Here is a 15838-nt window from a genome sequence, read left to right on the forward strand (position 1 = left end):
CTCTCGGGCGGTGCGCGGCGCGCGTCGCCCGCGTGTGCATCGTGCCTGGAACGAGCGGGAGGGGTGGAGGTGTCTCGGGTCGTCCGCTCAGCGGCGGCCTGGGCGGACGAGCCGTCGCGCCCTACGCGCCCAGGACGGCCCACCCGTGGGGGGCGACCTCGTGCGGCCGGGCGAGCGTCGCGTCGTCCGCGTCGAGCAGCGGTCCGGTCGGTGTGAGCGCCGCAGGAGCGTCGGAAAGGTTGAGCACGACGGAGAGTGCGTCGCGTCCGGCAGCGGTCCTGAAGGTGGCGACCTCGTTCGTGAGCGAGACCTGCTCGGTGGTCGCCCGATGCAGCCATGGCCGGTCCCGCCGCAGCCGAAGCAGGCGCCGGTGGAGCTGCAGCACGCCGTCGTCGCCCGTCATCGTGGAGGGGTCGGCGGGAAGCTCGGGGCGGATGGCGTCGTCGCCGCCCGCGCGTTCCTCCTTCAGGGCGTGCAGCCCGAACTCGTCGCCCGCATAGATCTCCGGCGTGCCGCCCAACGTGGCGAGTGCGACGATCGCGTGAGGAAGGTGGCGCGGGTCCTCGATCCGGCTCGCGATCCGCGTGACGTCGTGGTTGCCGACGAAGGTGACCGGCGCGAACGTCGCGAGCATGCTGTCGTGCCTCGTGAGGGTCCATGCGAGCTCGAACAGGTTGCGGTCGTTGATGCTCGACCAGAGCGCCTTCCACAGCTCGTACTGGGTGACGGTGTCGGCGGTCGAGTCGGTCACGAAGGCCGCGTAGTCGCCGTGGATCACCTCGGCCTCGCACCAGAGGTCCGGATGGGTGCGTCGGACCTCGGGCAGGACGCCTGCCCAGAACGAGGTGGGGACGGCGTACGCGGCGTCCAGCCGCCAGGCGTCCGCGCCTCTGTCGAGCCAGTGCCGCATCGTGTCGATCACGAGGGATCGCACCCGAGGGTCGTCATGGTTCAGGGTGAGCAGGGAGTCGTGACCCTCGAAGGGGACGAAGCGACGACCGCCGGGGTCGCCGTCGCGGCGCAACCATGAGGACTCGTCGGACTCAGGGCCCGCCGCCAAGGCGGCCTGCGCCAGCGGATGGGCGCGGCCCACATGGTTGAAGACGCCGTCGAGCTCGAGCCGCAGCCCACGGTCGTGCACGGCGGCCGCGAGCGTGTCGAAGTCCTCCTGCGTGCCCAGCCGAGGGTCGATCCGGAGGTGGTCGGTGGTGTCGTAGCCATGGGTGCTCGAGGCGAAGATCGGGCCGAGCGCAATGCCGGTGGCGCCCAGCGCGACCACATGGTCCAGCCAGGGGATCAGGCGCAGCAGCCGGTGCTCGTCGGGGCCGACGGGCCCGCTCGACGGCTCGGGCAGGACGCCGCACGCGCCGAGCGGGTAGACGCGCCACCACACGGTGTCGGCGACCCAGGTCGGTTCCGTGGTCATGGGGCCCCCTTGGACGAGCTCCGCCGCGGCGGCGGAGTCTCGCTCCACCGTAGCGGGCGCGTCAGGCGTCGACGCGCGCGAACGGAAGCGGTGAGGTGCGGGGGCAGGAATGGTGCGGTGCGGGCGACCTGTGCACCGGTCAGGGGATCAGGTCGGAGGCGATGGCCTGCGCGGCAGCGGCCCGCTCGGCCGCCGTGCCGCCGATGTCGGAGCCCGTCTTGTTGGCGATCAGGACGGCCATGATCGCCATGCGGACGCGGAGCCGGTCCTCGATGGTCGCGTTCTCAGGTGCGGCGGCCTCGCCGAGCCGGGCCTTGAGGTCGTGGACCACCGCGGTCGTGGCGCCGAGGTTCTGCAGGGCGACCTCGTTCTGCTGCACGCAGCGCATGACCTCGCCTGGGACCCCGCGTGCGATCTCGCCGAGCCGGCGGATCATCTCGAGGCGGCGTGCGTGGGTGGAGGGCTCCGACTCCATCCACGCGACGAGGGCGTCGACCTCGGTGGCGGCTTGGCCGAGGAGGGAGTCGAGGATCTCCTCCTTGGTCTTGAAGTGGTAGTACAGCGCGGCCTTGGTGACGCCGAGGTCCTCGGCGATCTCGCGCAGCGAGGTCTGGTCGTAGCCGTTGTCCGTGAACCGCTCGAGCGCGACGCTCTGGATGCGTTCGCGGGTGTCCCCGCGTCGGCGGGTGGCGGTCTCGGTCATGGCTTTCCTCTCCCGGCAATGAATTCGCAAGTTCTGGGAATTGACTTGACGACCGGCTAGTTACGTGAATAGTATCACCGAGAGAACTTACCGGACGGCTAGGAAGTTCCCCAGGGCCCTAGGGCCCAGCCGCAGACGCCGTCCCGCAGACCGTCGGCCCCCAAGGGGTGCGTCGGTCCCGCCCCGGAAGGGGCCTCAGGCCACCGTCGGCCTCACCGAACCTCACGCATCGGTGGGCTGCCCGCATACGAAAGGTCCTCATGGACACCACACCCGATCCCCGCCGTTGGTGGGGTCTCGCCGCCATCGGGCTGGCGCAGCTCATGGTCGTGCTCGACATGACCATCGTCAACATCGCGATGCCCACCGCGCAGGCGGACCTGGGCATCTCCGACGCCGATCGCCAGTGGATCATCACGGCGTACACGCTCGCCTTCGGGGGCCTCCTGCTCCTCGGCGGACGCATGGGCGACGTCTTCGGACGCAAGCGCATCATGATCATCGGCCTCGCCGGATTCGCGGCCGCCTCGGCCTTCGGTGGACTCTCGCAGACGTTCGCGATGCTCATCATCGCCCGTGCCCTCCAGGGCATGTTCGCGGCGCTGCTCGCCCCGGCGGCCCTGTCCATGCTGAACGTCACGTTCACCGAACCGCGCGAGCGGGCCAGGGCGCTCGGCGTCTACGGCGCCATCGCCGGCGGTGGCGCCGCGATCGGTCTCATGCTCGGCGGCCTGCTCACGCAGTACGTCGACTGGCGCTGGACCCTCACGGTCAACGTGCCCATCGCGGTCGTCGCGATCATCGGCACCGTCATGTTCCTGCACGACCACAGCACGCACGGCATCCATGCCAAGCTCGACGTCCCCGGCGCCGTGCTCGCCACCGGTGGCCTGCTCGCGATCGTGTACGGCCTCAGCGAGGCCGAGCAGAACGGCTGGACCTCCACGCTCGTGCTCTCCATGTTCGCGATCGGCGCGGTGCTGCTCACCGCGTTCATCCTGGTGGAGCGCCGCACCCCGCACGCCCTGCTGCCGCTGCACCTGATGCGTGACCGCAACCGCGCGGGAGCGCTGCTCACCGTCGGACTCACCCAGATCGGCATGTTCGGCGTGTTCCTGTTCCTCACCTACTACCTGCAGGGCGTCCAGGGCTTCTCCCCCATGAAGACCGGCTTCGCGTTCCTGCCCATGGTGCTCGGGATGATGTCCGGCGCGGTCGGCATCTCCGCCCGCCTGCTGCCTCGTGTGGGACCCCGTCGCCTGATGCTGCCCGGCATGCTCATCGCCGCGTCGGCGCTCGCCTTCCTCACGCAGATCCAGGTCGACTCGTCGTACTGGCTGCACATCTTCCCCGGCCTCATCGCCCTCGGGCTCGGCATGGGCATGACCTTCATGCCCTCCATGGCGACCGCGACAGGCGGCGTCCGTGGGACCGACGCGGGCGTGGTGTCGGCCACGCTCAACACGACCCAGCAGGTCGGTGGCTCCATCGGGATCGCCCTGCTGAACACCGTCGCGGCCACGGCCACCGCGAACTGGATCGCCGACAACGCCGCCACGACCCCCGCCGAGATGGCGCAGGCAGCGGTGCACGGCTTCACCACGGCCATGTGGATCTCCGTCAGCGCGGTCCTGCTGGCAGCGCTCACCGCGGCGATCCTCATCAACGTGCGTCCCACGCACGGCCGCGGCTCGACGCCCGTCGCCCCCGCGACCGGCGTCCCGGCCAACGACCAGGCGGTGGCCGTCACCGCCGCCTCCCACGAGGGCGGGCCCGCAGAGATGCGCCCCTGACACCTCGTCCCTCGCAGCGCCCCTCGGCTCCATCCGGGGGGGCGCTGCTGCGTCACCGGAACGATCCGCGTCGTCCCTGCTAAGCGACGGAACCTCGGCCGGCGTACCGTGAGCATATGGGCGGTCTGCTCCGGCGCAACCTCGAGATGATCGTGCTGATCCTCTCGGGAGTCCTCCTGGCCGCGGGCGGGATCGCCTGGTGGGCATCCGCCGCTGACACGGCCCGGTGGCTCTGGATCGCAGACACGCTGCTGGGCCTTGTCTTCGCGCTCGCGGCCACCCTTCAGGCGGCCCGGCAGCATCGGCCCACGGTCGACATCATCGCGGTGCTGGCCCTGGCCGGCGCGCTCGCGGTGGACGAGCCGCTGGCCGGCGCGATCATCACGCTCATGCTTGCCACCGGCCAGGTGCTGGAGGCGATGGCCGATGCTCGGGCGCGGCGCGAGCTGAGCCTCCTGACGGCCCGGGCGCCGCGCACCGCCACGCGCGTCACGGCGGACGGTCTCGTTGAGATCGCCGTCGCTGACGTCGTGATCGGCGATCGGCTGCTGGTGAGGCCAGGCGAGGTGGTGCCGGTCGACGGACGGCTCGCTCAGGACTCCACGTTCGACGAGTCGGCCCTCACAGGGGAGCCTGTGCCGGTCGAGCGGCCGGCGGGCGAGGACGTGCGCTCCGGCGTCGTCAACGTCGCGGGCCCTGCCGAGATCCTCACCACCACGACTGCGGAGACGTCGACGTACGCCGCGCTGGTGCGCCTGGTCGAGGCCGCGCAGGCCACGTCGGCCCCGTTCGTCCGCACGGCCGACAGGTGGGCGATCGCGTTCGTCCCGCTCACCCTGGTGCTGGCTGGCGTGGCGTGGGCGGCGTCCGCCGACCCGGTGCGAGCCGTCGCGGTGCTCGTGGTCGCCACCCCCTGCCCGCTCCTGCTGGCCGCGCCGATCGCGATCGTGTCGGGGCTGTCGCGGGCGGCGCGCCTGGGCGTCGTCGTCAAGGGGGGCGGAGCGCTCGAGCAGCTGGCGCGCGGCAAGGTGGTGCTGGTGGACAAGACCGGCACCCTCACGCGAGGTCGGCCCGAGCTTGCGGACGTGATCACCGCCCCCGGATACGACGCCGATCTCGCGTTGCGGCTCGCCGCCTCGGTGGACCAGTTGTCCGCGCACGTGCTCGCCGGGCCGATCGTCGAGGCGGCCAGAGCGCGCGGGCTCGACCTCGCGATGCCCGCGGACGTGATCGAGACGCACGGGCAGGGCGTCGAGGGTGTCGTCGACGGGCGGCGCACACGGGTGGGCCGCTACTCGTGGATCGCGGGACCGTCCCCCGAGCGATGGATCCGACGGGTCCGCAGGCGTGCCGACCTGGACGGCTCCGCGAGCTCGCTCGTCGAGGTGGACGGCGCCGTGGTGGCCGCGCTGCTGCTGCGGGACCCGATCAGGCCCGACGCTCCCCGCATGGTCCGCGCCCTGCGTGCGGCCGGCGTGACGCGCGTCGTCCTCGCCACGGGGGACCGGGCCGACGTGGGCACCGCCGTGGGCCGCATCGTCGGCGTGGACCAGGTGCTCGCCGACTGCACCCCCGAGGACAAGCTGGCGGCGCTCGGTCGGGAGGCCGCGCACGGCGCGACGATCATGGTGGGCGACGGCATCAACGATGCGCCGGCGCTTGCCGCCGCCGACGTGGGGGTCGCCCTCGCTGCGCGAGGCGCGACGGCGTCGTCGGAGGCGGCTGACGTGGTTCTCACGGTGGACAGGATCGATGCGCTCGCGGACGCGATGGCAGTGGCGAAGCGCTCGCGACGGATAGCCCTACAGGCGGTCGGCGTGGGGATGGGGCTGTCGCTGCTGGCGATGATCGCCGCAGCGTGGGGGCTGCTTGCGCCGACGGTGGGCGCGGCGCTCCAGGAGGTGATCGACCTGCTGGCGATCGCGATCGCGCTGCGGGCGGTGCTGCCGGGGCGGCTGCACTCCGTGGCGCTGAGCGCGGACGATCGCGCGACTCTCGCGGCGCTGCATGAGGAGCATGACAACGTCGCGCCGCTCGTGGAGAGGGTGGCGACCGTGGCAGATGCGCTGTCCGCGCACGAGCCCGACGTGGGCGCGGCGGTCGCGCTGGTGCATGCGCTGGAGACCGAGCTGCTGCCGCACGAGCGCGCTGACGAGGAACGGCTGGTGCCTCTGGTCGCGAGGGCGCGCGGCACCGACGAGGCGGTGGCGGCGCTCAGCCGCACGCATGCGGAGATCGAGCATCAGGTGGGCAGGTTGCGGCGGCTGCTCGATGGCATCGACGGCGACCCGGAGCCGGACGACATCGTGGAGCTGCGCCGCATGCTCTATGGGCTCTACGGGGTGCTGCGCCTGCACAACGCCCAGGAGGACGAGGATGCGTTCAGCCTGATGCCCGCGCGTGGGTGACTCCGCGCCTCGGTGCCGTGCCCCCGGCCCGCGTGATCGATACGCATGGTCCGCCCGCCTGGTGGGTCCGCCTGCGGCTCCGTCCTGCTGGCATCTGGTGACAGAAAGATGCAGTTGACGAAATATTGCAGTGGCTGCAAGACTGCTCCCGTGAGCATGACGAGCGACATCGAGACCGGGCTGCGGCAGCGCAAGAAGCGGGCCCGTCGCGCTGCTCTCGTGGACGCTGCGCAGACGCTGGTGCTGGAGCACGGCCTCGACGCCGTCACCGTCGAGGAGATCAGCGCCAGAGCCGGAGTCTCGGGCCGCACCTTCTTCAACTACTTCGACTCCAAGGATGAGGCGGTGCTCGGACTTCCGAGCGCCGAGGTCGATGCGGACGTCGCGGCGGAGTTCACCGCCGGCGGTCCCACGGGTGACCCGTTCACCGACCTCGTGTATGTGGCGCAGTCGCTCGTCACGGGGCTCGCCGCGTCCACCGACGGGATGCTGCGCAGCCTCGCGCTCGTCCGAGCGGAGCCGAGGCTGCTCGCGCAGCAGATCGCGTGGTTCGATGCGCAGAAGGCGTCGTTCTCGTCGCTGCTCGAGCAGCGGATCGCGTCCGGCGCCGCGTCGGCCGATGCCGTGCTCGGCAGCAGCATGCTCATGCTGATGCTCCAGAACGTCGCCACCGAGTGGGGCCGCGACGGCTCCACCGACGACCCCGAGGAGATCCTCGATTCCGTGATCGAGCGGCTCACGCTGCTCGTCCCGTCGGCACGGTTCGCCGACTGACACCACCGTTCCACCTGCCCCCCACCCCAGCCCGCACCGATGCGCTCGCGCACTGCGGGCTGCCCTGAAGCGAAAGGTCCCCCCATGTCGGACATCACCGAGGCCCCGGTGGCCACCACCGAGGCTCCACCTGACAAGCCGCTCATCGAGCTCACGCAGCGCACCATCTGGCTCATCTTCGGCGCGCTCATGGCGAGCATGCTGCTGTCCTCGCTCGACCAGACGATCGTGAGCACCGCCATGCCGACGATCGTCGGCGAGCTGCACGGCGTCGAGCATCAGGGGTGGGTGGTCACCGCCTACATCCTGGCGATCGCGATCGTGATGCCGCTGTACGGGAAGTTCGGCGATCAGTGGGGCCGGCGCTGGCCGTTCATGATCGCGGTGGTGCTGTTCACCACGGGTTCGCTGCTGGGCGGTCTGGCCCAGAACTTCCCCGAGCTCGTGGCGGCGCGCGCCGTGCAGGGGCTGGGCGGCGGCGGTCTGATGATCCTGTCGCAGGCGATCATCGCGGACATCGTGCCGGCGTCGCAACGCGGACGTTACATGGGCCCGATGGGTGCGCTGTTCGGCATCTCCGCGGTCGTCGGCCCGCTGCTCGGCGGCTGGCTCACCGATGGGCCCGGCTGGCGCTGGACGTTCTGGATCAACGTGCCTGTCGGCATCGCCGCGGTGGTCGTCGCGTGGTTCGCGCTCCGCCTCCCGACCCACCGGTCCGACAGGCCGATCGACTGGGCGGGCATCCTCACGATGGTGCTGGGCACCACCGGCATCGTCATGCTCACGAGCTGGAAGTCGCTCGGCCACGAGGGCTACGACTGGTCGGATCCGATGCTGTCCGGGCTGGCCATCCTCACCGCCTTGGCCGTCGCGGCGTTCATCGTCGTCGAGAACCGCGCCGCGGAGCCGCTGATCCCGCTCCGGCTGTTCAAGAACACCACCTTCACCATCACCACCCTGATCGGCCTGGTGCTGGGCATGGGCATGTTCTCCGCGATCGCGATGCTGCCCACGTTCCTGCAGATGTCCACCGGCGCGGGCATCACCGAATCCGGCTTCCTCATGCTGCCGATGATGGCGGGCATGATGCTCACGGCGATCGGCTCGGGCTTCCTCATCAGCTCGAGCGGCCGCTACAAGATCTTCCCCGTGGTGGGGCTGGCGATCACCGCGGGCGGCATCGCGTGGCTCACCCAGATCTCGGGCGACATGTCCATGGTGCTGTTCGGGGCGATGATCTTCGTGCTCGGCGCGGGCATCGGTCTGGTCATGCAGACGATCGTGCTGGCCGTGCAGAACTCGGTGGACCCGCACGAGGTGGGCACGGCCACGAGCTCGAACAACTTCTTCCGCGAGATCGGCGCCGCGGTCGGCACCGCGCTGTTCACCACGATCTTCACGTCGCGCCTCGCCGACAACTTCGCGGCGCTGGCGGCATCCGCACCTGCGGACCAGGGGGCGGGCGGCTCGTTCGACGGCGCCAGCCTCACCCCCGAGTTCGTGCAGTCGTTGCCCGAGCCGCTCCACACGGGAGTGGTCGACGCGTTCACGAACGCGCTCGCGCCGTCGTTCTGGTACCTCGTGCCGCTCGTCGTCGTCGGCTTCGTCCTCACGCTCTTCCTGCGTGAGGTGAAGCTGTCCGACGAAGCCGGCATGGTCGCGCGCGGTGAGGCCGTCGCGGCCGGGGGTCACTGACCCGCGGCCGGCTCGGACTGTCGACGCCGCCCCGTCGTCGTCGCGCTGAGAGGCGCATCGACGGCGGGGCGACGTCGTGTCGGCCCTTGGTCCCTGGCCAGATGCTTCACCAGTGAAGTACATTGCGAGGCGTGGACGACGCCGCCGCTCCGATCGCCCCCCTGACCCCCGAGCAGGACGATTTCGCGCGCGCCCTCGCGCGCGCCGTCCTCTACATCCCGCGATCATTCACCGCCGACCTGGGCCGGGATCTCGGCATGACCAGCACCGAGTTCTTCACCCTCGCGCACCTCTCCGACGCCCCCTGCGGACGCGCCCGGATGGGTGATCTCGCGCTCGCCACGGCGCTCAGCCTCAGCGCGACCACGCGCGTCGGCGGGCAGCTCGCCCGCGCCGGCTATGTGACCAAGGTTCGCGCGGCCGACGATGGACGCGGCTGGGAGGCGCACCTCACCCAGGCAGGCCGCGACCAGCTCGCGCGGGCGTACCCGCACCGTGTCGCTAGCCTGCGCCACCGAGTCTTCGACCGCCTGCAGGGCGTCGACCTCGAGCCGCTCACGCGAGCGCTCGACAGCATCGTCGCCGACGACTGATCCGTCCGTACCAGGAGGCACACATGACAGCAGAGCCGCTGCGCACCGCCGAGTTCGACCGCTTCGGGCCGTGGGTGGACCAGGTGGAGGTCCTCGACGACCTTCCGCCGCTGTACCGCGACCATCCGTTCGACCTCGCAGCGGCGCGCCTGGTGCTCAAGGTGCCCCGCAACATCGCGCGCCGCGACGCGCGTCCCGACATGGACCTCTACGACCACCTGCTGATCCTCGAGGAGGATCGGCTCACCGTGCTGAGCAGGCACGCGCGCGCCGACGCGCGGGACGGGTCGAACGCGGCGAGTCGCGGCTACGGGGCACGCGTGATCCCGCTCGGCGACGTGCTCGCAGTGTGGGACACGGTGGATCTGCTCGCGGGGCAGCTGTCGGTCGTGGTCAGGGGGCAGGCGCCCGTGGAGGTGCCCTTCAACGGGTCGGCGCGCAAGCAGATCGACCGCCTGGTCATGGAGATCGTCGACTGCACGGCGTCGGCCTCGATCCGCGGGGCGGGCGGGAGGCTGCTCGCCGCGCCCACCGGCGGCACGCCGGCCGCGATCCGCGAGGCGCTCATGCTGGACAAGGGAGTGGTGGCCGACTACGCCGAGTCCGCGGCCCACCGCGAGCGGCTCGAGGTGCTGGCGTGGCACCCTCGGCAGCCGTTGGAGCCGATCGGCGTCGGTATCGAGGGAGCACTGCGACGCCTGTCCCATGCGATCCTCCCGGCCACCCTGCAGGCGGCTGTGATCGCGCGCACCCCGTCGACCCTGGAGGTGTTCACCAGGCATGAATGGATCCTGCGTCGCAAGAAGCCGGTCCACTCGTCGACCCACCTGATCGTGCCGCTGGCCGCGATCGACTCGATGCGCGCGACGCCGCATCCGGGGTACGCACGGACCGTGGACGTGACGCTCGCGGCGCGTGGGGCGGCGGTCGTGCTGTCGATGCCGCAGGACGGGCCCACGTATCGGGCGCTGAGCGTCGCCCTCTGAACGCGACACGTGTCGCTGATCGGGACCTGGGTCCCGGGCAATTCGACGAGTGTCGAGCAATCCTGGCGTGGCAGTATCACTTGCGTCCAAGGACGGCCGCGAGCATCTGTTCCCCGGCGGTTGCGCGGGGGTCCGGGCGCCCCGGATGAAGGACACGTCAATGAAGTTGCTCGAACCCGGCGCCATCGGCTCGATGGAGCTCAAGAACCGCGTATTCATGGCCCCCATGGGCACCACCACCGAACCGGACGGCTCGTTCCATGAGCGCTCCATCCGCTACTACGAGGAGCGGGCCCGCGGCGGCTTCGGCCTCATCATCACCGGCGCCAACCAGGTGACCACCGAGTACGAGCAGAAGGCCTGCAACATCATCGGCACCGACCGGTCGATGGAGCAGATGAAGGAGCTCGTCAACCGCATCCACACGGCTGGCGCCAAGCTCTGCATCCAGATCACCCCGGGCCTGGGACGCATGCAACTGCCCTACGCGGCCGAGGTCGCACCGCTCGCCGCCAGCGCCGTCGAGTCCTACTGGTTCCCGGGCCTCATGTGCGAGCCGCTGAGCGTCGAGCAGATCCAGCACCTCGTCGCCAAGATGGGCGAGGGCGCCGCGTTTGCCAAGGCCGCGGGCGCCGATGCCGTCGAGATCCACGGCTACGGCGGCTACCTGATCGACCAGTTCAGCTCGGCGCTGTGGAACAAGCGCGAGGACGAGTACGGCGGCGACCTCAAGGGCCGCATGAAGTTCGGCCTGGACATCGTGAAGTCCGTGCGCGACGCGGTCGGCCCGGACTTCCCGATCCTCTACAAGTACACTCCGTACCACGGCGTTCCCGGCGGTCGCGAGCTTGAGGAGGGCCTGGAGCAGACCCGCCTGATCCAGGAGGCCGGCGTCGACGGACTGCACGTCGACATGGGCTGCTATGAGGCCTGGTACAAGGCCATCCCGACCGTCTACCAGCCCATCGCCCTGCAGGCCTGGCTCGCCGCCGAGGTGAAGAAGATCGCCACCGTGCCCGTGCTCACCGTCGGCAAGCTCAACGACCCTGCCGTCGCCGAGGACGTCCTGCAGACCGGCAAGGGCGACTTCATCGGCCTGGGCCACGGCTCGCTCGCCGAGCCGAACTGGGTGAACAAGGTCGCCGAGAACAAGGCGTACGACATCACGCCCTGCATCGGCTGCAACGAGTGCCTGTTCTCAGGCTTCAAGGGCGGCAACTACGTGTGCGCCGTCAACCCGACGTGCTTCGCGGAGGACATGAACCCGATCGAGCCCGTCACCGAGCCCCAGCGCGCGCTCGTGCTCGGCGGAGGTCCCGGTGGCATGGAGTTCGCCATCACCGCCGCGGGGCGCGGCGTCGAGGTCGAGCTGTGGGAGAAGGGCCCCCGCCTGGGTGGCACCCTCTACGCGGCCGGCGGTCCGTCGTTCAAGAAGGACGTCAAGGACTACGCCGACGTGATGGTGAACCGCGTGTACCGGTCCGACGTGGTGGTGAAGACCATGAAGGACGCCACCGCTGAGGAGATCCTCGCAGGCGGCTGGGACAAGGTCGTGCTCGCGACCGGCGCCCGCCACACGATGCCCCCGATCCCGGGCATCGAGAGCGCCTCCGTGGTCAGGGCCAACGACCTGCTCACCGGCCGGGTCGGGTACGGCAGGAAGGTCGTCGTCATCGGTGCGGGACTCGTCGGCTGCGAGGCGGCCGCGATGATCGCGCAGACCGCCGACACCGTCACCGTGGTCGAGATGGAGGAGAAGATCCTCGCCACCGTCGAGCACTGCCGCAACAACGAGCTCGCGCTCGCGCAGCTGCTTGAGGACTCTCAGATCGAGTTCGTGACCGGCGCCCGCGTGGCGCAGATCACCGATGATGGCCTCACCTACAGCAAGGATGGTGCCGACACCACGATCGACGCCGACACCGTGGTGATCGCCGCCGGCTACACGCCGAACGACGAGCTGCTCGCTGCGCTCGAAGGCAAGGTGGACGTCTCCGTCATCGGCGACGCCGTCGAGGCCGACAGCATCCTGTCCGCGGTGCATGGCGGCTTCCAGCTCGCCCGCACCCTGGGCACCGAGCTGCCGCTTCTCACCGCGGCGGACCTCGCTGGGATCGCTCCCGTCGCCGCCGACTGACCGGGATCAGGACGCAAGGGCCCGGGTATCCGCGAGGATGCCCGGGCCTTGGCCTGTCGCGAGCTGACTCGGGGATCAGGTGGTGGCGCGTTGCACCACTGCGGCAACCTGCGCGGTCGTGGAACCCACGGGGGATTCATCGTCCACGCTGATCCCCAGCGCGGAGAGCGTGGCGTGCGCCACCGCGCGTGCCTGGGGGTCCAGGTCGGGCCGGATGGTCGTGAGCGCGGGCTCGCTGAACTCTCCCGCACGGATGTCGTCCATGCCCACCACGCCCACGTGGCCAGGGATATCTGCGCCGTGCTCCCGAAGGCGGGCGAGCACCTCGAGCGCGGTGTCGTCGTCGAACGCGCACACGCCGACGCGACCGGGGAGCCCCAGCCATGTGGCGATCGCGGCGTCCAGGGATGCCGTGTCCGTGTAGGAGAAGGCCGCCACGGGGAGCGAGCCGCGTTCCGCCGCCTCGGCGCGTGCCCCCTCGAGCCGCCCCGCCGGACGCACCGGATGACCGATGCGCGGTCCGGAGACGTACACCAGCCGGTCGAAGCCGCGGTCGAGCAGGTGCCCGGCCTGCGCGCGACCCATGTGCTGCTGGTTGAGGGTCACGCTCGGCGTCTTGTCCGGGAAGTCGGCGATGTAGCCGTGGACCTCCGCGATCCCCGCGCGTGCCAGCAGCTCCGACTCGTCGGGCTCGAGCGGGACGAGGCTGATGACGGCCGCGGGATGCACGGCCGTGAGGAGGTCACGGAGCGGCGCCGATCGCTCGATGTGCGTGACGGTGAGCAGGCCGTGCTCGGCCAGGTGGCTCCCTGTGAGCTCCAGGTAGCGCATGACCGTCGGGCTTGAGGCCCAGTGCGGGACGAGCGTGAGCACCAGCCTCGACCGGCCCGAACGCAGCGCGGCGGCATGGGGCGACGGCATGTAGCCGAGCTCCTCGGCGGCGCGCAGCACGGCCTCGCGCGTGGCGGGAGAGATCGTCTGCGACGGGGTGTCGTTGAGCACGAAGCTCACCGTCGCGCGTGACACCCCGGCCGCACGGGCGACGTCGGCGCTGGTGGGGCGGCGCGGTCGCGACGCGGTCATGGACGGCTCCCCTCCGATGCCGAGGGAACGGGCTGGGCGCGGACCTGGTGGTGGGCGCCCAGCCCGTCCCTCACGGCTACAGCTCTGTGGCGACCTCGAAGGCGTCCCAGATCGCGTACATGATGTTAGACACCTTGCGGGCGTCTCCCAGCACGTGGAACGGGATCCGCGAGGCGTTCACGGCGTCGACGAGCCTTGCCGACGACTGGTAGCCGATCGCGGTGACGACTGCGTCCGCCTCGACGGTCAGCCTTGCATCCTGTACCGCGACCTCGAGCCCGGTGGCTGTCGTCCTCTGCGCGAACGCGTTGGCCACCACCTCCACGCCCTTGTAGGTGACGAGGTCGTGCAGCATGTCGTGGTTCGCGTGGCACAGCGGTCCGGACATCGACAGCACGTCGTCCCCCGCCTCGACGATGGTGACCTGGGTGGTGTCGTCGAGCTCCTTGAGGTGGAGCGCGAGCTCGCAGCCGGTGAGGCCGCCGCCGACGATCGCCACCCGCTTGCCGATCAACGACGACGGGTCCAGCAGAGCGTCGATCGCCTCGGTGACGGGAAGCGCGTCGCCCAGCTCGAGCCGGCGCGGCGCCGAGCCGGTGGCGAGGATGATGTGGTCGGCATCGGTCGAGTCGATCATCTGCTCGGTCACAGCGGTGCTGAGGTGCACGGGCACCTGCAGCTCCTCGAGCTGGCCCGCGTACCAGGCGATGAGGTCGTGGTCGTCCTCCTTGAAGGAGGGCATGCCGCCGGCGACGACGACGCCGCCCAGACGGTCGCCGGCCTCGAAGACCTCGGGCTTGTGGCCGCGCTCGGCGAGCACGCGTGCGGCCTCGAGCCCCGCCATGCCGGCGCCGATGACCATGACCTTCTTGGGTCGGATCGCGGGACGGACCTTGTGGTCGGCCTCGCGACCGGCCTCAGGGTTCACCGCGCAGTTCAGCGCCGCGTAGGCCTGGATGCGGCCCATGCAGCCCTCCTGGCAGGAGATGCAGGGGCGGATGGTCTCGGTGCGGCCGGCGCGGAGCTTGTTGACCCACTCGGGGTCCGCGAGCAGCGGGCGGCCGAGGCTGATCATGTCCGCGAAGCCCTCCGTGATCGCGCGGACGGCGCGGTCGCCGTCGTCCATGCGTCCTGCGAGGATGACAGGGACGTCGGGAAGGGCGTCCTTGACCTGCTTCGAGTAGGGCATGTAGAGGCCCTTCGCCTGGTACATCGGCGGGTGCGACCAGTACCACGCGTCGTACGAGCCGATGTCGAGGTCGATCGCGTCGTAGCCCCACTCGGTGAGGAGCCGTGCGGCCTCGATGCCCTCCTCCATGTCGCGGCCCTTCTCCTCGAAGACCTCGCCGGGCATGGCGCCCACACGCCAGTCCTTGATCATGGACTTGGGGGAGAAGCGGAGGGTGACGGGGTAGTCGTCGCCGCAGGTGGTCTTGATCTCCTCGAGCACCTCGCGGGCGAAGCGGAGGCGGTTCTCGAGCGAGCCGCCGTAGGAGTCGGTGCGCTGGTTGAACATGGAGATGGCGAACTGGTCGAGCAGGTAGCCCTCGTGGACGGCGTGGATCTGGATGCCGTCAAATCCGCCCCTCTTGCCGTTGAGGGCGCCCTTCCCGGCGTTCTTGACGGTGGTGCGGATCTCTTCGACCGTCATCTCGCGGCACGTCATGTCGGTCCAGCGGTGAGGGATGGGGGAGGGGGCGATCGGCAGGTTCCCCGGCTTGATGAAGTTGGGCATGATCACGCGCCCGAAACCGGGGGAGATCTGCAGCAGGATCTTCGCGTCGTACGCGTGGATGCGCTCGGTCATCTCGTTGGAGGTGCGGATGAAGTGACCGGGGTTGACGACGGACGACGCGACGGAGGGGCGGGGCACGTCCTCGCCGGGGTTCTCGCAGAAGGTGACGCCGGTGATGATGAGTCCGGTGCCGCCCTTGGCGCGTGCGACGTAGTACTCGATGCCGCGAGCATTCCAGCCTCCGTCCGCGTCGGAGAAGCCGAGCGGTCCCATGGGGGCCATGGCGAAGCGGTTCTTGAGGCGGAGGTTCCCGAGCTGGTAAGGCTCGAAGAGGATGTCGTGCGCGTGGGGTGCGCGGACGGTCGGTGTCGACAGCGCGGTCATCGTGCTTGCCCTTCGTTGACTGGGTTGGATCAACGTCAAGGTATGCGCGCGTGCTAACTCGTGTAAGTGACCTTGGTCCCCGTCGCTGCGACGGCTCTGCCAGGCACTTTGCAGGTGATGT

11 protein-coding genes are annotated in these 15838 nt (G+C 70.3%); 7 read left to right on the top strand and 4 right to left on the bottom strand.

Annotation, left to right across the window (positions count from 1 at the left end):
- Positions 1-121: 121 nt before the first annotated feature.
- Both RN607_RS02515 and RN607_RS02520 read right to left on the bottom strand, forming a co-directional pair.
- Positions 122-1426, bottom strand: coding sequence for an alpha-amylase family glycosyl hydrolase (locus tag RN607_RS02515; protein ID WP_313544116.1), 1305 nt, complete (start codon positions 1424-1426; stop codon positions 122-124).
- Between the two features lie 139 nt (positions 1427-1565).
- Positions 1566-2129, bottom strand: coding sequence for a TetR/AcrR family transcriptional regulator (locus RN607_RS02520; RefSeq protein ID WP_313544118.1), 564 nt, complete (start codon positions 2127-2129; stop codon positions 1566-1568).
- Positions 2130-2389: 260 nt separating this feature from the next.
- Here RN607_RS02520 and RN607_RS02525 point away from each other — a divergent pair, with 260 nt between their 5' ends.
- The 7 genes from RN607_RS02525 to RN607_RS02555 all read left to right on the top strand — a co-directional run bounded on the left by RN607_RS02525 (position 2390) and on the right by RN607_RS02555 (position 12515).
- The gene (locus tag RN607_RS02525; protein WP_313544120.1) at positions 2390-3922 is read left to right on the top strand and encodes an MFS transporter; all 1533 of its coding nucleotides are present in this window, start codon (positions 2390-2392) and stop codon (positions 3920-3922) included.
- Between the two features lie 116 nt (positions 3923-4038).
- Positions 4039-6330: a heavy metal translocating P-type ATPase gene (locus RN607_RS02530; protein ID WP_313544121.1), complete on the top strand. Its 2292-nt coding sequence runs from the start codon at positions 4039-4041 to the stop codon at positions 6328-6330.
- Between the two features lie 156 nt (positions 6331-6486).
- Entirely contained in the window at positions 6487-7104 is a 618-nt protein-coding gene (locus RN607_RS02535; RefSeq protein WP_313545465.1) for a TetR/AcrR family transcriptional regulator, read from the top strand.
- Between the two features lie 84 nt (positions 7105-7188).
- Positions 7189-8799, top strand: a complete 1611-nt coding sequence (locus RN607_RS02540) for an MDR family MFS transporter (RefSeq protein ID WP_313544123.1) — start codon at positions 7189-7191, stop codon at positions 8797-8799.
- A 131-nt stretch (positions 8800-8930) separates the two neighbouring features.
- A complete protein-coding gene (locus tag RN607_RS02545; RefSeq protein ID WP_313544126.1) occupies positions 8931-9392 on the top strand; it encodes a MarR family winged helix-turn-helix transcriptional regulator in 462 nt (153 codons plus the stop codon).
- Positions 9393-9415: 23 nt separating this feature from the next.
- The gene (locus tag RN607_RS02550) at positions 9416-10378 is read left to right on the top strand and encodes a hypothetical protein (RefSeq protein WP_313544128.1); all 963 of its coding nucleotides are present in this window, start codon (positions 9416-9418) and stop codon (positions 10376-10378) included.
- Between the two features lie 160 nt (positions 10379-10538).
- Positions 10539-12515: an oxidoreductase gene (locus RN607_RS02555; RefSeq protein ID WP_313544130.1), complete on the top strand. Its 1977-nt coding sequence runs from the start codon at positions 10539-10541 to the stop codon at positions 12513-12515.
- A gap of 75 nt (positions 12516-12590) precedes the next feature.
- Here RN607_RS02555 and RN607_RS02560 read toward each other — a convergent pair whose 3' ends face one another.
- Positions 12591-13598 (bottom strand): LacI family DNA-binding transcriptional regulator, encoded by a 1008-nt coding sequence (locus RN607_RS02560; RefSeq protein ID WP_313544132.1) that lies wholly within the window; start codon positions 13596-13598, stop codon positions 12591-12593.
- A 76-nt stretch (positions 13599-13674) separates the two neighbouring features.
- Positions 13675-15717, bottom strand: a complete 2043-nt coding sequence (locus tag RN607_RS02565) for an oxidoreductase (protein ID WP_313544134.1) — start codon at positions 15715-15717, stop codon at positions 13675-13677.
- Positions 15718-15838: the final 121 nt, after the last annotated feature.

It is taken from the genome of Demequina capsici (assembly GCF_032102965.1).
In the GTDB taxonomy this organism is placed as follows: Bacteria; Actinomycetota; Actinomycetes; order Actinomycetales; family Demequinaceae; genus Demequina; species Demequina capsici.